The sequence below is a fragment of the Kitasatospora sp. NPDC091335 genome (assembly GCF_044757205.1).
In the GTDB taxonomy this organism is placed as follows: domain Bacteria; phylum Actinomycetota; class Actinomycetes; order Streptomycetales; family Streptomycetaceae; genus Kitasatospora.
Genome location: NZ_JBIVUM010000002.1, coordinates 420,991 through 441,398 on the forward strand (window position 1 = coordinate 420,991; position 20,408 = coordinate 441,398).

The 20,408-nt window shown below is 75.0% G+C and carries 15 protein-coding genes; 1 reads left to right on the forward strand and 14 read right to left on the reverse strand.

All coding sequences use genetic code 11. From position 1 onward, the window contains the following. Positions 1-238 precede the first annotated feature (238 nt). From tmk to bldG, 7 genes are all read right to left on the reverse strand, one after another. Positions 239-3,802 carry a dTMP kinase gene (gene tmk / locus ACIQOW_RS06795; RefSeq protein WP_401080470.1) on the reverse strand — a complete coding sequence of 1,188 codons (3,564 nt, stop codon included), beginning with the start codon at positions 3,800-3,802 and terminating at the stop codon, positions 239-241. 158 nt (positions 3,803-3,960) lie between these two features. Continuing rightward, positions 3,961-6,855, reverse strand: coding sequence for a type I DNA topoisomerase (gene topA / locus ACIQOW_RS06800; RefSeq protein WP_401080472.1), 2,895 nt, complete (start codon positions 6,853-6,855; stop codon positions 3,961-3,963). 357 nt (positions 6,856-7,212) lie between these two features. Then, entirely contained in the window at positions 7,213-7,671 is a 459-nt protein-coding gene (locus ACIQOW_RS06805) for a DUF3592 domain-containing protein (protein WP_401080474.1), read from the reverse strand. Positions 7,672-7,983: 312 nt separating this feature from the next. Next, positions 7,984-9,516 (reverse strand): methyltransferase, encoded by a 1,533-nt coding sequence (locus ACIQOW_RS06810; RefSeq protein WP_401080476.1) that lies wholly within the window; start codon positions 9,514-9,516, stop codon positions 7,984-7,986. Between the two features lie 324 nt (positions 9,517-9,840). Beyond that, positions 9,841-10,560, reverse strand: coding sequence for a hypothetical protein (locus tag ACIQOW_RS06815; RefSeq protein ID WP_401080478.1), 720 nt, complete (start codon positions 10,558-10,560; stop codon positions 9,841-9,843). A 405-nt stretch (positions 10,561-10,965) separates the two neighbouring features. Continuing rightward, complete coding sequence (locus ACIQOW_RS06820; protein ID WP_401080480.1) at positions 10,966-11,385, reverse strand: ATP-binding protein; 420 nt, start codon at positions 11,383-11,385, stop codon at positions 10,966-10,968. Between the two features lie 160 nt (positions 11,386-11,545). After that, positions 11,546-11,887 (reverse strand): anti-sigma factor antagonist BldG, encoded by a 342-nt coding sequence (gene bldG / locus ACIQOW_RS06825; RefSeq protein ID WP_188301204.1) that lies wholly within the window; start codon positions 11,885-11,887, stop codon positions 11,546-11,548. Positions 11,888-12,109: 222 nt separating this feature from the next. On the opposite strand from bldG, the gene ACIQOW_RS06830 reads away from it, so the two are divergent. After that, on the forward strand, positions 12,110-14,539 hold the full coding sequence (locus ACIQOW_RS06830) for a DEAD/DEAH box helicase (RefSeq protein WP_401080483.1): 2,430 nt from the start codon (positions 12,110-12,112) through the stop codon (positions 14,537-14,539). On the opposite strand, the gene ACIQOW_RS06835 is transcribed toward ACIQOW_RS06830, so the two are convergent. The 7 genes from ACIQOW_RS06835 to ssd form a co-directional block, all read right to left on the reverse strand. Beyond that, on the reverse strand, positions 14,534-15,097 hold the full coding sequence (locus ACIQOW_RS06835; RefSeq protein ID WP_401080485.1) for an Rv3654c family TadE-like protein: 564 nt from the start codon (positions 15,095-15,097) through the stop codon (positions 14,534-14,536). The genes ACIQOW_RS06830 and ACIQOW_RS06835 overlap by 6 nt on opposite strands. After that, positions 15,085-15,528, reverse strand: a complete 444-nt coding sequence (locus tag ACIQOW_RS06840) for a TadE family type IV pilus minor pilin (protein ID WP_401080487.1) — start codon at positions 15,526-15,528, stop codon at positions 15,085-15,087. Before ACIQOW_RS06840 ends, ACIQOW_RS06835 begins: the two co-directional genes overlap by 13 nt. Continuing rightward, positions 15,518-15,790: a DUF4244 domain-containing protein gene (locus ACIQOW_RS06845; protein WP_401080490.1), complete on the reverse strand. Its 273-nt coding sequence runs from the start codon at positions 15,788-15,790 to the stop codon at positions 15,518-15,520. The genes ACIQOW_RS06840 and ACIQOW_RS06845 overlap by 11 nt, the downstream gene beginning before the upstream one ends. A 133-nt stretch (positions 15,791-15,923) precedes the next feature. Continuing rightward, the gene (locus ACIQOW_RS06850; RefSeq protein WP_401080492.1) at positions 15,924-16,523 is read right to left on the reverse strand and encodes a type II secretion protein F; all 600 of its coding nucleotides are present in this window, start codon (positions 16,521-16,523) and stop codon (positions 15,924-15,926) included. A gap of 173 nt (positions 16,524-16,696) precedes the next feature. Next, a complete protein-coding gene (locus ACIQOW_RS06855; RefSeq protein ID WP_401080494.1) occupies positions 16,697-17,764 on the reverse strand; it encodes a type II secretion system F family protein in 1,068 nt (355 codons plus the stop codon). Positions 17,765-17,911: 147 nt separating this feature from the next. Beyond that, positions 17,912-19,249, reverse strand: a complete 1,338-nt coding sequence (locus tag ACIQOW_RS06860; protein ID WP_401080496.1) for a TadA family conjugal transfer-associated ATPase — start codon at positions 19,247-19,249, stop codon at positions 17,912-17,914. Then, a complete protein-coding gene (ssd, locus tag ACIQOW_RS06865) occupies positions 19,249-20,373 on the reverse strand; it encodes a septum site-determining protein Ssd (RefSeq protein ID WP_401080498.1) in 1,125 nt (374 codons plus the stop codon). Before ssd ends, ACIQOW_RS06860 begins: the two co-directional genes overlap by 1 nt. Positions 20,374-20,408 lie beyond the last annotated feature (35 nt).

The following is a 20,408-nucleotide window of genomic DNA, read 5'->3' on the forward strand; positions in this document are numbered from 1 at the left end:
AAGCTCCGTACGGCAGCGCCATGGCGCCTCTTCCCCACCGTCGAGCATACGTCTCCGGTCCGACACCCACTGCTCCGTCCGGGTCACGGCGGACGGGAAGGCCGGCCCCGCGGGTGGCGGCCCGCTGCCCGACTGCTCCCCCGACCACCGCCCGACCACCGCCCGACGGAACGCCACGGCGCCGCCGGGGACCTGCCCCGACGGCGCCGCGCACACGTGTCCGATCAGCCCCTGCGGCTCAGCCCCTACGGCCCCAGCGACGGCCCTTGCCCTTGCCGTCGTCCTTGCCCTGGTCTCCCCCGTCACGGCCCTCGGGCCGCTCCGCACCGGGCTGCGGGCCGGCGTACGGGCCCTCCTGGCCCGGGCCGCCACGCTCCCAGCGCGACCACTCGTCGTGCGAGCCGAGCAGGGTGTCGGTGAGGCTCGGCAGGTCGTCCAGCGGCGTCTCCTCGGCCCAGTCCGGCCTCGGCCGCTCGGCGCCCGACTGCGGCTTCGGCTGCGGGGCGGCAGCCGGCTCCGCGCCGACCACCGGCAGCTCGCGGGTGCCGTCCACCGGCTCCGTCCGCCGCGGCCCCTGGGCCGGCCGACCACCGGGACGGCCCTCGGAACGGCCCTCGGGGCGTCCCTCGGAACGACCCGGCTCGATCCGCAGCAGCACCTCGGTCCGGTCGGCCTCCGCCGGAATCCTCGGCAGCACGGCCGTCTCGTCCACCGCCGAAGCCGGCACCACAGGCAGCTTGGCGGTCTCGTCCACCCCAGCGGACACCCCACCGGACGCCCCACCGAACGCCCCGCCCGCGGCCCGGCGCGCCTCGGCGGCCTTGCGCGCCTCGACGGCCTCCGCCGCCCGGACCGCGGCCTGCCGGTCCCGCGGCGACAGCTCGCGCGTCGCCTCGTCCCCGAGCCCGCCCGACGCGGCCTGCGCCGAGCCCTGCGGCGCCCCCTGCGAGGAACCCCGCGAGGAATCCTGCGAAGCGTCCTCCGGAACATCCCGGATCGCCCGCAGCTCCGTGGTCACGGCATCTCCCGCAGCCGCCCTGGCACCCGAGCCCGAGCCGGAATCCGAATCCGGCCCCGGCCGCCCCTCGGCCCGGCCCTCCGCCGTCTCCGCGGCGGCAGCCGCGGCCGCGAGCGCGGCGGCCTGCGCCAGCCGCGCCTCCTCGGCCCGCTGGAGAGCCTCCTCCGCCCGGCGGCGCTGCTCCTCGCGGGCCAGCTCACGCTGCCGCTGGAGCTCCGCCTGAGCGGCCGCCTCCGCCGCGATCCGCTTGCGCTCCGCGGCCTCCGCCGCCAGCCTGGCCTCCTCCGCCGCGCGGAGCTTGGCTTCTTCCTCGGCGCGGCGCCTGGCCTCCTCCTCCGCCCGGCGGCGCGCCTCCTCCTCGGCCTTGCGCCGGGCCTCGGCGGCGGCCCGCTCAGCCTCCTCCTCGGCCAGCCGCTCCTTCTCCGCCTGCTCGGCCCGCAGCTGCGCGAGCACCTCCTGCCGCTTGCGCTCGGCGGCCTCCTCCTCGGCCTTCTTGCGGGCCGCTTCGGCGGCGCGGCGCTCGGCCTCCTCCCTGGCCAGCCGCTCCTGCTCGGCGCGGGCGGCCCGCTCCTGCTCGGAGAGCGGCAGCTCGCGGTCGAGCCGGTGCCGGATGGCGGTGGTGACGAAGCCGGGGGCCTGGCTGCCGTCCACGACCAGGTAGCGCTCCGGGTCCGCGGCGGCGAGGGCGAGGAAGCCCGCCCGGACCCGCTGGTGGAACTCGGTCGGCTCGGACTCCAGCCGGTCCAGCGCCTCGGTGAAGCGCTCCCGGGCCCTGGTCGGGTCGACGTCCAGGACGACGGTCAGGTCGGGCAGCAGTCCGCCGGTGGCCCAGCGGGAGATCCGGGCGACCTCGGTCGCGGCCAGGTCGCGCCCGGCGCCCTGGTAGGCGACGGAGGAGTCCATGTACCGGTCGGTGATCACCACGGCGCCGCGGGCGAGGGCGGGACGGATGACGTTCTCGACGTGCTCGGCACGGTCGGCGGCGTAGATCAGTGCCTCGGCCCGGTGCGACAGGCCGGTGTTGCCGACGTCCAGGACCAGGCCGCGCAGCCGCTGGCCGACCGGGCTGCCGCCGGGCTCGCGGGTGAGCACCACCTCGTGCCCCTTGCCGCGGATCCACTCGGCGAGCGCCTGGGCCTGGGTGGACTTGCCGGCGCCGTCGCCGCCCTCCAGGGCGATGAAGAAGCCGGTGCCCGTGCCGCGGTGCGGCACCGGGCCGCCCGGGCCGCGCACCGCGTCGACCAGGTCCCGGACGAACGGCGAGGTGCCGCGCCGGTCGTCGGTGCGCAGCAGCACGACGGCGGCGAGCACCAGCGTGAGCAGTCCTGCGGTGGCCACGGCCAGGGCCGCACCGCCGTGGATGAACGTGAAGGAACCGGGCTCGACGGTGCCGTACTCGACGTCCCCGTACCCGGCGGCGATCAGCGGGACGGCGACCAGCGCGGCGGCGACCACGACCCGCAGCACCGCGAACAGGTGCTCGGTGACCTTCGGCAGCCGGGCCTCCTCGACCTCCTGGGCGAGCAGGGTACGCCCGGCCGAGACCACGATCCCGGCGGCCAGCGCGGCCAGCACGGTGAGCAGCAGGACCAGCACGAAGTCCAGCACCAGCCCGGCCAGGATCAGCGCGACGCCCTGGGTGAGCAACGCCAGCGCGAGCAGCCGGCGGCGGGACAGCGAGGGCAGCGTGGCCCTGGTGAGCCTGGCGCCCAGGGCGGGCGCCCCGGCGGCGGCGAGCACCAGCAGGCCGAAGCCGATCGGCCCGGCGCGGTGCTCGGCGGCGGTGAGCAGCGCGAGCGCGGCGACGCCCGCCATCGCGGCGTAGCCGGCCGCGACGGCGAAGGTGAAGTACGGGGCGCTGCCCGTACGGCCCTTGCTCAGCGCGGGGCCGGGGGCGGCGTCGGTCGGGGCGCGCAGGCCCTGGAGCGGCGAGACCGGGGCGACCTTCACCGGCCCGCCGGGCAGCTGCTGGAAGTAGCCGCGGACCGCCGAGGCGGCGAACAGCCCGGCCGCGCCGAGCGCCGCGAAGGTGAGCTGGTGAGAGCGCAGCCAGTCGGAGCCGAGCGCCGCGCCGATGTTGTTGAGCAGGGTGAGGACCACCAGGCCGACGGCGCCGAGCGGCACGGTCACCCAGCCGGTGAAGCGGTCGATGCCCCGGACGCTCTCCAGGTTGGCGGCGGCGGGACGCTGCTCGGCGGTCGGCAGGTACGGATCGGCCGACGGCAGCAGGCCGGGAACGGCGGCCGTCTTGGTGATCTCCCAGACCCGTTCGGCGGCGCCGGTCACGAACACGGTGGCGAGCAGGGCGTAGGTGGCGGCCCCCGAGGGCTTCGCCGCGGAACCCAGCCAGACGCTCCACCAGGGCGCGAGGCCGATCAGCAGGGCGCGCAGCACGTCGGCCCCGAACAGCGTCCAGCGCCGGTCCAGCCGGCCGGCGACCAGTTGGTGCACCGGGCCGAGCAGCGCGACCCCGACCAGCCCGGTGGCCAGCACCCGGACGGCGAGGACCGCGGCGAGGGCGAAGGCGAGGCTGCGCGGCAGGCTGCCGAACCGGTCGTCCTGCGCGGCGGCGATCACGGTGAGCGCGAGCAGCACCAGCAGGCCGAGCCGGTCGGCGGTGCCGCCGATCAGCTGGGTGGTCCACAGGCGCCGGTAGGGGCGTGTCCGCAGCAGCGCCCTGGCCCGGTCCGCCGGCGTGCCGGCGGGCGAGACCTCGGGCAGGTCGGACGCCCGGGCTCTGGCGGCCGGGGCGGCGCTGGGGGTGGGCTGCTCCTCGCTCGTCATACGGTCAGCGTAGCGGGCTGGGGTTGGCCGGATTGAGGCGAACGGGCTTCCGGATCGCGCTCATCACCGGGTTGTGACGTTCCCCGCACACCCCCGACGGACTTCGGGCCCGCGCCCCCGGGGATCGGGGACGCGGGCCCGTCGGCGATGACCGGGGATCAGCCCTCGTCGGGCGCCGTCGTCTTGCTCGCGGCGGTCTTCTTGGCCGCCGTCTTCTTGGCCGCCGTCTTCTTGGCCGCCGTCTTCTTGGCCGCCGCCGTCTTGGTGGTGGTCTTCTTGGCCGCGGTCTTCTTCGCGGCCGCGGTCTTGGTCGCCGCGGTCTTGGTGGTGGTCTTCTTGGCCGCGGCCTTCTTCGCCGGGGCCTTCTTCGCCAGCTTCTTCACCGGTCCACGCGCCCGCTTCTCGGCGAGCAGCTCGTAGCCGCGCTCCGGCGTGATCGTCTCGACCTCGTCGTCCTTGCGCAGTGTGGCGTTGGTCTCGCCGTCCGTCACGTACGGGCCGAAGCGGCCGTCCTTGACCACCACGGGACGCTCGCTGACCGGGTCGTTGCCCAGCTCCTTGAGCGGCGGGGCGGCGGCGGCCCGGCCGCGCTGCTTGGGCTGGGCGTAGATCGCCAGCGCCTCGTCGAGGGTGATCGTGAAGAGCTGGTCCTCGCTGGTGAGCGAACGGGAGTCGGTGCCCCGCTTGAGGTACGGGCCGTAGCGGCCGTTCTGCGCGGTGATCTCCGCGCCCTCGGCGTCGGCGCCGACCACCCGCGGCAGCGAGAGCAGCCGCAGCGCGTCCTCCAGCGTGACGGTGTCCAGCGACATGGTCTTGAACAGCGAGGCGGTACGCGGCTTGACCGCGTTCTTGCCGGTCTTCGGCGTGCCCTCGGGCAGGATCTCGGTCACGTACGGGCCGTAGCGGCCGTCCTTGGCGACCAGCATGTTGCCGCTGACCGGGTCGGGGCCGAGTTCGAAGTCACCGCTGGGCTTGGCCAGCAGCTCCTCCGCCAGCTCGACGGTCAGCTCGTCCGGCGGCAGCTCGTCCGGGATGTCGGCACGCTGGCCGGGCTCGCCCTCGACGGTCGAGGCGCGCTCGACGTACGGGCCGTAGCGGCCGACCCGCAGGGTGATGTCGTCGCTGACCTTGAACGAGCTGATCTCCCGGGCGTCGATCGCGCCGAGGTCGGTGACCAGTTCCTTCAGACCGCCCAGGTGGTCGCCGTCGCCGTTGCCGGCCTCGGCGGCGCCGCCCGCGACGTGGCCCTCGCCCTCGCCGAAGTAGAAGCGCTTCAGCCACGGCACGGACTTCGCCTCACCGGCGGCGATCCGGTCGAGGTCGTCCTCCATCTTGGCGGTGAAGTCGTAGTCGACCAGCCGGCCGAAGTGCTTCTCCAGCAGGTTGACCACGGCGAAGGAGAGGAAGGACGGGACGAGCGCCGTCCCCTTCTTGAATACGTAGCGGCGCTGGATGATCGTGTCGATGATCGACGCGTAGGTGGAGGGGCGGCCGATCTCCCGGTCCTCCAGCTCCTTGACCAGCGAGGCCTCGGTGTAGCGGGCCGGCGGCTTGGTGGCGTGGCCCTCCGGGGTGATCCGCTCGGCGGCCAGCGGGTCGCCCTGGGCGACCTGCGGCAGCCGGCGCTCGCGGTCGTCGAGCTCCGCGTTCGGGTCGTCGGCGCCCTCGACGTAGGCCTTGAGGAAGCCGTGGAAGGTGATGATCTTGCCGGAGGCCGAGAACTCCACGTCCCGGCCGTCGGCGGAGGCGCCGCCGACCTTGACGGTGACGGACTGGCCGACCGCGTCCTTCATCTGGGAGGCGACGGTGCGCATCCAGATCAGCTCGTACAGCTTGAAGTCGTCGCCGGTCAGACCGGTCTCGGCGGGAGTGCGGAAGCGGTCGCCGGACGGGCGGACGGCCTCGTGCGCCTCCTGCGCGTTCTTGACCTTGCTCGCGTAGGTGCGCGGGGCGGCCGGCAGGTAGTCGGCGCCGTACAGCTGGGTGACCTGGGCCCGGGCGGCGGTGATCGCGGTGTCCGACAGGGTGGTGGAGTCGGTACGCATATAGGTGATGAAGCCGTTCTCGTACAGCTTCTGAGCCACCTGCATGGTCCGCTTGGCGCCGAAGCCCAGCTTGCGGCTGGCCTCCTGCTGGAGCGTGGTGGTGCGGAACGGCGCGTACGGCGAGCGGCGGTAGGGCTTGGACTCGACGCTGCGGACGCCGAACGCCGTCTGCTCCAGGGCGGCGGCCAGCTGACGGACCGCCTGCTCGTCCAGGTGCAGGGTGTTGGCGCTGCCCGCCTTCAGGCGGCCGTCGGAGCCGAAGTCACGGCCGCTGGCGATCCGCTTGCCGTCGACGGAGAACAGCCGGGCGCCGAAGGTCTCCGGGCTGGCGGCGTCGGCCGCGGTCCTGCCGGTGCCGAAGGTACCGACCAGGTCCCAGTACGAGGCGGTGCGGAAGGCCATCCGCTCGCGCTCGCGCTCGACCACCAGGCGGGTGGCGACGGACTGCACACGGCCCGCCGACAGCTTCGGCATGACCTTCTTCCACAGCACCGGCGAGACCTCGAAGCCGTAGAGGCGGTCGAGGATCCGGCGGGTCTCCTGGGCGTCGACCAGGCGCTGGTTGAGCTCGCGCGGGTTGGCCACGGCCTCCTGGATCGCCGACTTGGTGATCTCGTGGAACACCATCCGGTGCACCGGCACCTTGGGCTTGAGCACCTGCTGGAGGTGCCACGCGATGGCCTCGCCCTCGCGGTCCTCATCGGTGGCGAGGAAGAGCTCGTCGGACTCCGCGAGCAGCGACTTCAGCTTGCTGACCTGAGACTTCTTGTCCGCGTTGACCACGTAGATGGGCGCGAAGTCGTGGTCGACGTCGACCCCGAGACGGCGCACCTCGCCCGTGTACTTCTCCGGCACCTCGGCCGCGGTGCTGGGCAGGTCGCGGATGTGCCCGACGCTCGCCTCGACGATGTAGCCGGGGCCCAGGTAGCCCTTGATCGTCTTCGCCTTGGCCGGCGACTCGACAATGACGAGTCGCTGTCCGTGCGCGGTCTCGCTGCTCGGGGACACCTTCGCTCTTCTCTCCCGGTCCTTATGTGGCTGGTCGGCGCCGGCAGCACGGGCTGCGCTCCGCCCGACCCCTCCACCGTCCCAGGGCTGTCGCGGCACGACACCCCCACCAGCGGAGTGTGACCGTACCCCGGCCACCCTTGTCAAACGGACGGATCCCGCTTTTTCACTTGCCGGGCTCACCGACGCCACTCGAACGGTAACCCGATGACGGAGGTTCGTGCCCCGCGGAGGGGGGCCTTCGACAGGTTCCGGAGGATGGAATGACGGATTTCGAGATCTGTCAACGGAAATTCGACGGGCGGGCACAGGATGGCGCGATTTCCGCCGACGGCACGTCGCCGTGGGTCGTGGGGCTCAGCCGCCGGCCGCGGCCAGGAGGCCGGCGCCCGCCGCCAGACAGCCGGCGCCCAGGACGCTCCACAGCAGGTCGACGAGGGCCGCCCGGCTGATCTCCCCGGCCGCCAGCACCACCCGGCTCGGGCGCTGGGGGTCGTAACAGATCCGCACCGAGGCGCCGGGCGCGAAACGATCCGGACGGCGCAGCGGGGTGTGTCCGCGCGGGCGGGCGACCACGAGGCCCGCGATCCCGCACGCGCCGGTGCCGCCCACCGCGGGCGGCACGGAGAAGGAGAGCAGCGGCGCGCTGTCCAGCCGACCGTGCACGTCGTCCTCGGCGATGACGGTGGCCACCGCCGACAGTCCGCGGCGGCGCACTCGCAGGCGCAGGCGCACTTCGGCGGCGCACCAGAGCAGCAGCACGCCACCGAAGAGGGCGAGCACCAGCCCGCCCACCATCGCCGTCGTCGTGTCCACCCCTGGCCCCCGGCTCCTCAGCTCTGTCCACAGCCTGTGGACAGAGCTTCACAGCGGAGGGCCAACGGGAGGCGGCCGCCCGGCGGCGGTGGGACGAATCAGGGGGTACGGGCGAATGAACCAGGGCCGCCGGGGCCGGCCTGGTTCGCGGTCGGCCGGCTTTCGGCTGGCCGGTTCTCGGTTGGCCGGCCTTCGGTTGGCCGGTTCGCGGTTGGCCGGCCTTCGGTTGGCCGGTTCGCGGTTGGCCAGCCTTCGGTTGGCCGGTTCTCGGCAGGCCGACTCTCAGCGGACCGGCTCTCAGCGGACCGGCTCTCAGCGGACCGGCTCGATGAACCCCTGCTCGGTCAGCAGCCGCAGCGACTCCGGCACCCGGTCCCGCAGGACCACCCGGTCCTCGCCGAGCAGTTGGGCGATGGCGTCCACGATCTCGCCCGCCGACAGCGTCCCGTCGCAGACCCCGACGAAGCCCGCGCCCACCGTGTCCACCTTGGTGGCCCGCCGCATGCCGCGGTTGTGGCGCAGGACCACGTGCTCCGGGTCCTCCGCCCCCGGCGCGCCGAGCTGCTCCTGGACCACCTCGTCGGCCAGCACGTAACGGGCCGCGAGCAGGCCCGCGTCGTCGTTCGAACGCAGGAAGTCCTGCCGGTCGAACCAGGCCTCGATGTGCGGGCCGAGCGGCTGCTCCACCGGGTGCGGCCACTCCTCCACCCGGACGGTCGGATGCTCGGCGCCACTCGCCCGCAGGGTGATCCAGCCCATGCCGATGCCCTCGACCCGGCCCGTCTCGAAGGCGTCCAGCCACTCGCCGTACCGGGCCTGGTAGTCGCCGCCGGGGCCGCGGTGGTCACCGCCGTCGCGCAGCCACAACTCCGCGTACTGGGCCACGTCCTGGACCTCGCGCTGGACGATCCAGGCGTCCAGCCCGGTGCCCGCGACCCAGCCGGCCAGCCGCTCGTGCCAGTCCTCGCCCCTGACGTGCTGCCAGTTGGCGAGCAACTGGCAGTAGCCGCCGGGCTCCAGGTGGTCGGCGGCCGAACGGACCAGGCTGCGGCACAGGTCGTCACCGGCCATGCCGCCGTCGCGGTAGGTGAAGCGGCCGGTCGGCGAGATGACGAACGGCGGGTTGGAGACGATCAGGTCGAACTTCCGCTCCCCGACCGGCTCGAAGAGACTTCCGGCGGACGCCTCGACGTTGTCGAAACCGGACAGCGCCACCGTCAGCTCGCTGAAACGCAGCGCGCGCGGGTTGAGGTCGGTGGCGGTGACGGACCCGGCGTGCCGAGCCGCGTGCAGCGCCTGCACTCCGGAGCCCGAACCGAGGTCCAGCGCGGCCCGGACGGGACGGCGCACGGTGATGTTGGCCAGCGTGGTGGAGGCACCGCCGACGCCCAGCACCAGGTCCTTGCGGGCCACCCCGTGCGCGGTCTCGCCCGAGCCGATGCCACCCGCGCCACCCACCGCGCAGCCCAGGTCGGAGACCACCCAGGCATCCGAACTGGGCATCCCGGCCACCTCGTTGGCGTACGGCCGGACGTCGACGGTGGCGCGCACCAGATCGCCGTCGGAACGCAGCCAGCCGTCCGCCAGGCAGTCCTCCACCGGCAGCGCGGCGGCGGCCGCCCGGTACGGGACCGGCTGCTGGAGCAGGAACAGCCGCACCAGCGTCTCCAGCGGGCTGCCACCGCGGGTCGCCCGCAGGGCCGGGACCGCCTCGCTGCGGGCCAGCGCCGAATAGCCGGTGGGCCCGAGCAGGTCCAGGCACCCGTCGGCGGTGAACGAGGCGGCGAGCAGCGCCTCACGGAACTTGGCGAGGCGGGTCGGGTCGAGAACGGGGCTACTGATCACCCCGCCATTGTCCCCCGCCGACCGGCCCCCGGCCGCCGCTGCGCCCCGCACTCACCGGACGGAAGCCTTCACCACCCCGCGCGCCCCCGGACGTCTCCACGCGCCGTCCGGGCGCGGGCGCCGAGTCATTCGGCGACGGCTTCGACGAGGGCTTCGACGAGGGCTTGTCGGGGTACCTCACGGGCCTTCCCGGCCGAGGCAGGCCTTCCCGGACAACGCGCGGCCCGGCCCAGGCGCCGCCACCGGTCTTGGCCGGCGGCGGCGTCTGGGACGGGCTCACGGGGATCGCGCGCGGTCCGCCCGGATTCGTGCGTTCCGCCCGGCTCAGCTCGTGCTGGGCGCGGGGCTCTCCGGAGTGGCGGGCGGGGCGGCCGGCGCGGTGGTCGCGCCGTCGGTCGCGCCGGGCGCGGGTGTGGAGGCCGGGGCGCCCGGGGTGTCGGTGGCGCCGGCAGCCGGGGCGCTGGTCGCGCCACCGGTCGGGGCCGTGGTCGGGGCGGTGGTCGGGGACGGCTTGCAGCCCTCCTGCTTGGCCATCGCCGCGCCGAGGTCACCGTGCTGGAGCTTGCTCTGCGCCTGGGTGGAGAGCGAGGCCAGCTGCTGCACCTGGTCGGCGACGCTGCGCAGCCCGTCGGCGAACTTCGCCTGATCGTTGTTGGGCAGCGCGTCCAGCTTCTTCTGGACCTCCACGTAGCCGTCGGCCGCCTTCTTCAGCTCGTCGACGGTGTCCTTCTGGAGGGTCGCGCCGTCCTTCACCTTGGGCGCCCCGGCCCCGTCGATGGCGGAGGCTATGTCCTGGTTGGTCTTGGCCAGCCGCCCGATGTCCGTGGAGAGCCGCTTCTGGAGGTCGGCAGGAGCCTCGCCGGTCTTCACCTGGCCGGTGTCGGCGAGCGCGGTCTGCGCCTGGGCGATCGGGTCCTTGGCCGCGCCGCAGACGGTCGACGCCCAGGACTCCAGCTGCTTGCTGTTGTCGTCGCCGCCGCAGCCGACGGCACCGAACGCGAGCAGCACGCCGAGGGCGGGTACGGCCAGCAGTCGCTTGTTCACCGGGAGAGGCCTTTCGGTTTCGGTCGTCATCGGTCGTCGAACCTACACGGCCGGTGCCCGTTCCCCGCTTCCCGCCTCCGCCGTCCGCCCCCTCACAGCTGACCCGCCGGCCGTCCCGCCGCCGTGCTGCGTCACTGCCGCCCCGGCTCGGCGGCTTGGCCATAGCCAGGCCGTGGGCCGGCCGACCGGCCGCAGGATGCGGAGCCGCGTGCCCGCCCGCCTGTGACGACGAGGGGTCGATCGGCGGGCGGTCCGGCCGGCAATCAGCCCTGTTCGGCAGTCGGACCGCTCGCGCCGGAAGCGGCGAAGGGCCTGGGCCGACAAGCCGGCATCAACAATGCGCCCGTGCACGATCGGGGGCAGGACTCCCTGCCCCCGATCGTGCGTGGAAGTGGAAGCGGCGTCTCAGACCGCGACGGAGGCGACCGAAACCGGCCAACTCATCCGGATCAGGCCACCGTCGGCGCCGTTGGTGACCTCCAGGTCCTCGACCAGGCCGGTGATCACGGCGAGGCCCAGGGTGTCCTCGTCCGGCTCGCCGCCCTCGGCGGCGCCTGAGGCCGGGACGGCGGCAGGGCCGGCCTCGTCCTCGACCTCGATGAGGAAACGCTTCTCCTGGTCGGTCAGCGCGACCCGGACCGTGCCGCCGATGCCACCGCGCTGGTGCAGTCCGACCGCACGGGAGCACGCCTCGCCGACCGCGAGCCGTACCTCGTCGAGCACCGACTCGTCGACCCCGGCCCGTCTGGCGACGGCCGCGGCGACCAACCGGGCCGTCCGCACGTGCTCGGGAAGCGCGCTGAATCGAAGTTCGACGGTTGCCATCTCTCCCCCTCGGGGTGCTCCGACCGGGGCCGGAGGTCCGGCCCCTGCGGGCCGGCGGAACCGGCCCTGATGCGCCCGGGGAAGCACCGGGCCACACGGGCCCGGGCACCCGGAACGCGAGGAACGGGCAGGGCCGACCGCGCGGGCCGGCCCGGCCGCGTCAGTCGGTCGCGGCGACCGCGTCGTCCACCGAAGTGTGAATCGGGAAGACCTTGGTCAGGCCGGTGATGCGGAAGATCTTCAGGATGCGCTCCTGGTTGCAGACGAGGCGCAGCGAGCCCTCGTGAGCGCGCACCCGCTTCAGACCGCCCACCAGCACACCCAGGCCGGTCGAGTCGAGGAAGTCAACGCCTTCCATGTCGACGACGAGGTGGTACTTGCCGTCGTTGACGAGCTCGACCAGCTGCTCCCGCAGCTTCGGGGCGGTGTACACATCGATCTCGCCGCCAACCTCGACGACCGTACGATCGCCGACTGAACGGGTCGACAGGGACAGGTCCACGGAACCTCCAGCACCTTGCCTTGCTACGTCATGTGCGATCCTCGGCCGGACGGCCGCCACCGCATGGTCGCGAGCCCGGGCGCGCCCAGCCAACGCGTGGCAAGCCTCAGCGCTGCGACCCACGGCCATACGGCCGTCACCGCCACATTCAACCACCTGCGACCATGCCCGCACGATGGCTTACGACGATTCTCCGTCACGCCGGTGACACACTGGGTCCCCATGCCGCCCCGACACAGCCCGCCCGAGGCACTGCTCACGACCCTGGCCACCAGCCGGGGGCGGTCCGACCGGCTCACCCATACGGAGCACCTTCCCGCCCGACCTGCACGTTATTCACCGTGGCCCGACTCGATCCGGCCCGAGGTCGTGGCCGCGGCGCTCAGCGCCGGTGTGGAACAGCCGTGGGCGCACCAGGCAGAAGCGATGAACCTGGCCAAAAGCGGCCAGACTGTGGTGATCGCCACAGGCACCGCCTCGGGCAAGTCGCTGGGTTACCTGGCCCCGGTGCTCAGCGATCTGCTGGACGGCACCGAGGCCCGCAACGGCCGCGGCGCCACCGCGCTCTACCTGGCCCCGACCAAGGCACTCGCCGCCGACCAGCGCCGTCGGGCCGCCGAACTCGCCCCGCCGCGGGTCCGCGCCGCCCTGTACGACGGGGACACCCCGCCCGAGGAGCGCGAGTGGGTCCGCCAGTACGCCTCCTACGTGCTCACCAACCCGGACATGCTGCACCGGGGCATCCTGCCCGGCCACGCCCGTTGGTCCTCCTTCCTGAAGGCACTGCGCTACGTGGTCGTCGACGAGTGCCACAGCTACCGGGGCGTGTTCGGCTCGCACGTCGCCCAGGTGCTGCGACGGCTGCGCCGCGTCTGCGCCCGTTACGGTTCGTCACCCGCCTTCCTGCTGGCCTCCGCGACCACCGCCGACCCGGCCGCGACCGCCCGGCGCCTGACCGGCCTGCCCGCCGTGGCCGTCACCGAGGACGCCTCGCCGCGCGGACCGATGGTCTTCGGCCTCTGGGAGCCGCCGCTGACCGAGAACGTCGGCGAGCACGGCGCGCCCGTGCGCCGTACCGCGACCGCCGAGGCCGCGCACCTGCTGACCGACCTGGTCGAGCGGGAGACCCGCACGGTGGTCTTCGTCCGCTCCCGCCGTGCCGCCGAGCTCGTCGCGCTCCAGACCCAGGACCAGCTCGGCCGCCCGCTCGCCGGACGGGTGGCCGCCTACCGCGGCGGCTACCTCGCCGACGAACGCCGGGCCCTGGAGCGCGACTTGCACTCCGGCCGACTGCTCGGCCTCGCTTCCACCTCCGCTCTCGAACTCGGCGTCGACATCTCCGGCCTCGACGCCGTCCTGATGGCCGGCTACCCCGGCACCCGGGCCTCGCTCTGGCAGCAGGCGGGCCGGGCCGGCCGGGAGGCCCAGGGCGCGCTGGCCGTCCTGATCGCCCGGGACGACCCGCTGGACACCTACCTGGTGCACCATCCGGAGGCGCTGTTCGCGGCCCCCGTCGAGGCCACCGTGCTCGACCCCGACAACCCGCACGTGCTCGCCCCGCACCTGTGCGCGGCCGCCGCCGAACTCCCCCTCACCGAGGACGATCTGGAACTCTTCGGGCCCTCCACCGCGCCACTGCTGCCGGTCCTGGAGCGGCGGGGCCTGCTGCGCCGGCGCAGCGACGGCTCCTGGTACTGGACCCGTCGCGAACGGGCGGCCGACGCGGTGGACCTGCGCGGCAGCGGCGGTGACCCGGTCCAGATCGTCGAGGCCGACACCGGTCGGCTGCTGGGCACGGTGGACGCCGCGGCCGCGCACACCACCGTCCACACCGGAGCCGTCCACCTGCACCAGGGCCGCACCTACCTGGTCCGGGAGTTCGACCTGGAGAACTCCGTCGCCCTGGTCGAACCGGCCGACCCGCCGTACACCACGGCCGCCCGTGACATCACCTCCATCTCCGTCCTCGACACCGACACCACCGTGGACTGGGGCGAGGGCCGGCTCAGCTTCGGCTCGGTGGAGGTGGTCAACCAGGTGGTCGGCTACCTCCGCAAGCGGATCTCCACCGGGGAGATCATGGGCGAGACCAAGCTCGACCTGCCGCCCCGCACGCTGCGCACCCGCGCGGTCTGGTGGACCGTCACCGAGGACCAGCTGCTCGACGCGGACATCCCGCCCGACCAGCTGCCCGGCGCCGCCCACGCCGCCGAGCACGCCTCGATCGGCCTGCTGCCGCTGTTCGCCACCTGCGACCGGTGGGACATCGGCGGCGTCTCCGTCCCGCTGCACCCGGACACCGGGCTGCCGACCGTCTTCGTCTACGACGGCCACCCGGGCGGGGCCGGCTTCGCCGAGCGCGGCTTCCAGCGGGCGGTCCAGTGGCTGACGGCCACCCGGACGGCGATCGCCTCCTGCGAGTGCGAGCGCGGCTGCCCGTCCTGCGTCCAGTCACCCAAGTGCGGCAACGGGAACGACCCACTGGACAAGGCCGCGGCCGTCCGGCTCCTGGACGTCCTGCTGGCCGGCGCGCCCGAGGCCACGGACGGGCCGGACGAGCCGGGCCGCTCGTACGGGCCTGACGGGCCTGGCGGACCTGAGGGGCCGGGGGCGGCCCCGGAGCCGGACGGTGGAGCGCCGGTCGGTTCATGAGGCCACTGCCTCTCTGCTCGGCTCGCCGTTCCGTGCCCTGTCCTGGACACCGCCCGGCCCGTCGCCCGGCGGGTCGCCACCCCGCCAGGCAGCCGGGACGTCCTCGGGGTCGGTGACCGGGGCCCGTACCGGACCGGCCCTGGCCCTCGCCCGCGCCGGGCCGACCGGTAGGCGCGCCGGAAGCCCGCGGACCCCGACCTCGGCCACCACCTCGACCGCGTCCGCCGACCGGTCCACCGCGCAGGACAGCAGCCCGGCACCCTGTGCGGCGGCGATCCCGGCAGCCCGGGCGCAGCCGCCGTCCGGGTCCAGCAGCAACCGGTCCGCCCCGGCGAGGGCCGCGAGGTCGGCGGCCGACTCGGCCCGGTGCCGGGCGGCGACCACCGAGCCGACCGCGAGCGTCGCGGCGAACACCGCCGTGCCCAGCATCGCCAGGGCGAGCAGCCAGACCGTCGCCGAGCCGGCGTCCGGCCCTCGCCCGCCCACCGCGACCGCGCGGGCCGCACGGGTGCGCGCCACCCGCGCCGCCGCTTCCCGCACCCCGGTCAGGACGGCCATGGGCCACCACCTCCGGCCGCGGTCGCCACCAGGACGTCCTCCCGCGCCGCCACGGCGGCCGCACTGAGGCGTACGGCCAGCAGCCCGCCGAGCCGGCCCGGCCCCGCGCAGGGCGCGTCCACGTCCACCCGCACCGTGTCGGCCGCCAGCGCCACCCGGACCTCCGCACCCGGCGGGGCCGCCGCACGGGCGAGTTCCACGGCGTCGGCCTCCCCGCGTGCGGCCGCCCTGGCGCCGACCCGGGCGGCGTCCACGCAGCGGATCTGTGCGGCCGCCGCGAGCACGCCCCAGATCAGCATCGCCGCGAGCAGGACGAGCGCGGGCAGCGCCACCGCCGTCTCCGCCGTGACGTATCCCGCGTCACCGCGCCGCCCGGGGCGCAGTGACCACGCCCGACCGGCACCGCGCTCCACCGGCCGGCTAGGTCGCATGGAGCGCCCGCACCAGCATGTCGGTCAGCGCGCCCGTGATGGCCTCGCTGGTCACCACCTTGTACAGCGTGGCTGCGAGGGCACACGCGCCCAAGGTCCCGACGGCGTACTCGGCCGTGGTCATCCCGGCATCCGAGCGGCCCCTCAGCCGAGCCAACCGGCGTACCCGGCCGGCCCGTCGGCGGCTCTTCCGACGACGGGCCACCGCCGACGGGCGGAGCGGACGCCCGGTACCGGTCCTGATCGCGATCGTTGCGGTCATGAATCTCTCCTGTTCGTTCGATGTGCCGTCTGACATGTGTCGTCTGACGTGCCGTCTGATGTGGCGCTTGAGATCCCCTGCCGGCGGCGAGCCGCGTTCGGCGAGCGGCCGTCCCGCCGAAACCGGCCTCCGTTCACATCACTTGGGCGAAACGGCTGGTGAGGCCGATGACCACCGGCACCACGCCGATCAGGACGAAGGCCGGGAGGAAGCAGAGCCCCAGCGGCGCGGTGGCGAGCACCGCGGCCCGGCGGACCCGGGCATGGGCCGCACGGGCGGCCGCCGTGCGCTGCCCTTGGGCCAGCCCGACCAGCGCGCCCGCGGCGGGGACGCCACCGAGGCTGGTCCGTTCCAGACAGCGCGCCAGCGGCTCCAGCGACGGGTGTCGCCGCCCCAGTCGGCTCCAGCACAGCTCCGGCGGTGCACCCAGGGCCAGTTCGGCCCCGATCACCACCAGCCGGGGCCCCAGCGGCGCGCCGACGCTCCGGCCCACCGCCGCCACGGCCTCCGAGGGCAGCGCCGCCGAACCGAGGCAGGCCGCCAACAGTTCAGCCCCCAGGGGGAGTTGCCTGGTCAGCAACTCCTCCTCGCGGGCCGCCCGCCGGTCCACCGGTGACCGCCCCCGGGCGGACCACCGGTGGACGCCCACCGCCAGCAGCACTCCGACGACCAGGCCGGTGCCACCGCCGAGCAACACCGTCGCCGCGGCCCCGGCGACGACCGCCGTCACCACTCGCCGTCGCCTCACAACACCCGGGGCGGCCGGCCCTGTTCGCCCATCTGCGCTCGTTCCGCCCCTGCCCCAGGCAAGCGTCCGACGCCGCCTCGCCCGGCCACGTGCCGCCGTCCACGCAGCGGCGGCCGCAACCACCGGGAAGGTGACCGCCACCCACTCGCCGCCTCCCATCACCTCACCCCCGCACCCGCACCCGCACCCGCACCCGCACCCGCACCGAGCGTCCGGGAACGCACCCGCGAAAGCCCGCAGTTCCACTCGCTCGGCCGCAAGGCAGGCGACGCACGGCCGGGCGCCCGACGCCGCCCACTCCGCCCCGGGGACGCCTCCAGCCCCCCGTGGGCCGCCGTCCGGACGATGCGCGCCGTCCAGAGCACGCCCAGTCCCTCCAGGACCGCCCCTGCCGCGAGGCAGCCCAGCCCGGCCGACGTGTGCAGCAGGACGTTCAGCGGACGCGCCCCGAGCGCCGCGCCGAGGAGCAGTCCGATGCCCGGCAGCGCGGCCAGGACGGCGATCGTCGTACGGGGCCCGGCGAGTTCCCCGGCGATCTCCTCCACCAGCGCCCGCTCGCCGCGCAGCGCCTCCGCGACCCGCTCCAGCGCGGCGGCCAGCCCCGCCCCGCTGTCCGCGGCCACTCGCCAGCAGGCCGCGATGGCCGCGGCCCCACTGCCGCCCGGCAGTTCGGCCAGCAGGTGCAGCGCGGCGGGCACGTCCCCGCCGTAGCGGCCCGCCGCGAGCCGGGCGACCGGTTCCTCACCGAGCCGGCGCAGCCCCTCCGGGTCGGCGGCGAGCCGCGCGGTGACCAGGTGCAGTGCCTGCTCCGGCGTCACCCCGCCGCGCAGCTCCCCCGCCAGCCCGGCGCAGAGCTCCACCACGGCCGCGGCTCTGTGCCTGGCCTCCGCCGTCAGGCGCCGCCGCAGCCGCCACCCGCGCAGCGGCAGGACGGCCAGCACGGCCGCGAGCGGCGGCACCGGCGAGTTGGCGGCCTGACCGGCGGCCAATCCGACCGGCAGGAGCAGCAGTTCGGGTGCCAGGAACTCCGGAAGCCGCCCCCGCAGCCGTTCCCGGCGCCTCGCCACGGCCTCCGGATCCGGCCCCCGCAGCGGAGGCCCGATGCCCGCCGGCACCAGCCTGGAGCGCCGCCCGCCCGGCAGCTGTTCCTGCACCGCGCGCCACGCCATGACGGCCGCCAGGCACAGCACCACCACCCAGCAGAGCATGAACTGACTCTGCGCCATGTCATTACCTCCGTTGTCGTCGGTCTTTCCGTCCCGAGCCGCCGAGCAGCGCCACGGCGGCCACCACACACCCGCCCTGCAGCAGGACGAAGGCGAGTTCCACCACCCGTACGTCCGGCCCGGCCGGCCCGGCCGCCGTCACCGCGATCACGACCGCCCCGACCCGAGCGACACCCCGCGCGCCGCCAGCAGGCCGACCAGCCGCTCCCAGCCCGCGCCGGGGCACCACCCGCCGGACGCGGGAAAGGCCACCGCGGGTGTGGTCACGGCCAGCCCTGCGCGGTCCCCGGCCAGCGTGTGGATCTCCGCCACCCGGCGCCGCCCCGAGCCCGGATCACGGACCAGGTGCACCACCACGTCGAGCGCGGAGCGCAGTTGGCTGTGCAGGGCCGGCCGGTCGAGGCCGGCGAGCGAGCCCAGGGCCTCCAGCCTGACCGGCACGTCCGCCGCCGTGTTGGCGTGGACCGTGCCGCAGCCGCCCTCGTGCCCGGTGTTCAGAGCGGCCAGCAGGTCCGACACCTCGGCCCCGCGGACCTCGCCGATCACCAACCGGTCCGGGCGCATCCGCAGCGCCTGGCGGACCAGATCCCGCAGGGTGAACTCGCCCAGCCCCTCCTGGTTCGGCGGGCGGCCCTGCAACCGGACCACGTGCGGGTGGGCCGGTTGCAGCTCGGCGGAGTCCTCGGCGACCACGATCCGCTCGTCCGACCCGACCAGGCCGAGCAGGGCCGACAGGAGCGTGGTCTTCCCCGAGCCCGTCCCACCCGACACGAGCAGCGACAGCCGGGCCCGCACGATGCCCGCGATCAGCTCCGCCCCCTCCGGTGGCAGCGACCCGCCCGCCACCAACTCGTCGAGCGTGAACGGCCGGGGACGGCAGACCCGCAACGAGATGTGGGTGCAGCCGGCCGCGATCGGCGGCAGCACGGCATGCAGCCGGGTGCCGTCCGGCAGTCTGGCGTCCACCCACGGGCGGGCGTCGTCCAACCGCCGCCCGGCCGCGGTGGCCAGCCGGTGGGCCAGCCGCCGCACCGCCTCGGCATCGGCGAACCGGACTCCGGTGGCCCGGTGCAGGCCGCCGCCACGGTCGACCCACACCTCGTCCGGCCCGTTCACCAGGACGTCCGTGACGTCGGACGCCGCCAGCAGCCGGTCCAGCGGGCCCGCACCCACCAGTTCGGCGCGCAGCGAGCGCACGGTGTCCAGGACCTCGTCCCCGCCGAGCGGCGGACGGGTGGCCCGCAGCGCGGCCGCGACCGAGCCTGCCGTCGGGGCTGCCCCCGACTCGGCCAGTCGCAGCCGGACCGCGTCCACCAGGGCCGCCGTCCGCTGCTCGCGGGCCGTCCGGCCGTACGGGCAGGGCCCGTGCTCGGCCTCCGGCAGCCTGCCGGTCGGCGGCACGCTCCTGAGCGGCCGGTGCTCCCGCGCACCGGCACCCGGGCCGGACGAGCCGCCCCGCAGGACTGTTCGACGCAGACGGTCCATCAGTACACACCTCCTCCGACCACCGGCACCGGCGGCAGCACCTCGTTCAGGAAGGTCGCGCAGAAGCGCGCCAGCGGGCCGCTCTCCCGACTCCCGGGCGGGACGCCCCTCACCACGTCCTGGGCCAGGCCCGGCTCCGGTTCCAGCTCCCCGGCCAGTGCCAGCCCCAGCCCGCGGACGATCTGCCGGGTCGCGAGCCCGGCGGCCTGCACCGGTCGCACCACGGCCCTGACGTCCCCGAGCCGCATCCGGGCCGCCGCCGCGACCCGGTCCGCGGCGGCCACCGCGCGCAGTTCGGACGGCACCACCAGCAGTGCCAGGTCGGACTGCTCCAGCGCCTGCCCGGCGGCGGCGTCGAGGTGACGGGGCACGTCGACCACCACCAGCCCGCCGCGCCGTCTGGATGCGGCCAGCACACTGCGCATGGCCTCCGGCGGCACGGTCAGGGTGTCGCCGCGGTCCCAGGACAGGCAGGACAGCGCGGTGAGCCGTTTGAGCGCCGGCAGCGCCCTGGCCAGCTCGGCCCCGCTGACCCGCCCGCGTGAGCCGGCCAGATCGGGCCAGCGCAACCCGCTGACCCGCTCGCCGCCGAGCAGGATGTCGAGGCCCCCGCCCAACGGATCGCCGTCGATCAGCATCGTCCGCCGGCCCGCCCTGGCGGCGGTGACCGCCAGCGCGCAGGCCAGGGTCGAGGCCCCGGCCCCGCCGCGCCCGCCGAGCACCGACACGGTGACCGCCGGGCACCCGACGCCCTCGGCCGCGTCGGCGATCCGGTCGAGCAGCCAGGCTTCGGCGTCGGGCAGGAACAGCACGTGCTCGGCCCCGAGCCGGACGGCTCTGACCCAGACTCCGGGGTCGTCCAGGTCCAGCCCGAGCAGCAGCACGCCGCCGCGCCGCCCCAGATCGGAGCAGCGGACCGCCTGGTCGTCCCCGACCAGGACCAGCGAGGCTCCTTCCCAGAGCTCCCGCGTCGGCGGCGCACCCCTGACCAGCCTCGGCTCGGTGCCGGCCGCCGCGCAGATCCGCAGCAGGTGCTCGGCCAGGCCCTCGTCCTCGGTGACGACGAGCGGCCCGGCGACAGCGGGGCCCTCGGCGGTGATGTGGTCGGCGATCGGCGTCGACATGGTGGTCTCCCCTCCGCGCCGCCGGCCACCGGGGG

Bases quoted from the DNA above. Each gene is read 5' to 3' on its own strand.
- ssd (WP_401080498.1), bottom strand. From the start codon at position 20,373: ATGTCGACGCCGATCGCCGACCACATCACCGCCGAGGGCCCCGCTGTC.
- ACIQOW_RS06855 (WP_401080494.1), bottom strand. From the start codon at position 17,764: ATGGCGCAGAGTCAGTTCATGCTCTGCTGGGTGGTGGTGCTGTGCCTG.
- ACIQOW_RS06845 (WP_401080490.1), bottom strand. From the start codon at position 15,790: ATGACCGCAACGATCGCGATCAGGACCGGTACCGGGCGTCCGCTCCGC.
- ACIQOW_RS06820 (WP_401080480.1), bottom strand. From the start codon at position 11,385: ATGGCAACCGTCGAACTTCGATTCAGCGCGCTTCCCGAGCACGTGCGG.
- ACIQOW_RS06835 (WP_401080485.1), bottom strand. From the start codon at position 15,097: ATGGCCGTCCTGACCGGGGTGCGGGAAGCGGCGGCGCGGGTGGCGCGC.
- ACIQOW_RS06840 (WP_401080487.1), bottom strand. From the start codon at position 15,528: ATGCGACCTAGCCGGCCGGTGGAGCGCGGTGCCGGTCGGGCGTGGTCA.
- ACIQOW_RS06860 (WP_401080496.1), bottom strand. From the start codon at position 19,249: ATGGACCGTCTGCGTCGAACAGTCCTGCGGGGCGGCTCGTCCGGCCCG.
- tmk (WP_401080470.1), bottom strand. From the start codon at position 3,802: ATGACGAGCGAGGAGCAGCCCACCCCCAGCGCCGCCCCGGCCGCCAGA.
- ACIQOW_RS06830 (WP_401080483.1), top strand. From the start codon at position 12,110: ATGCCGCCCCGACACAGCCCGCCCGAGGCACTGCTCACGACCCTGGCC.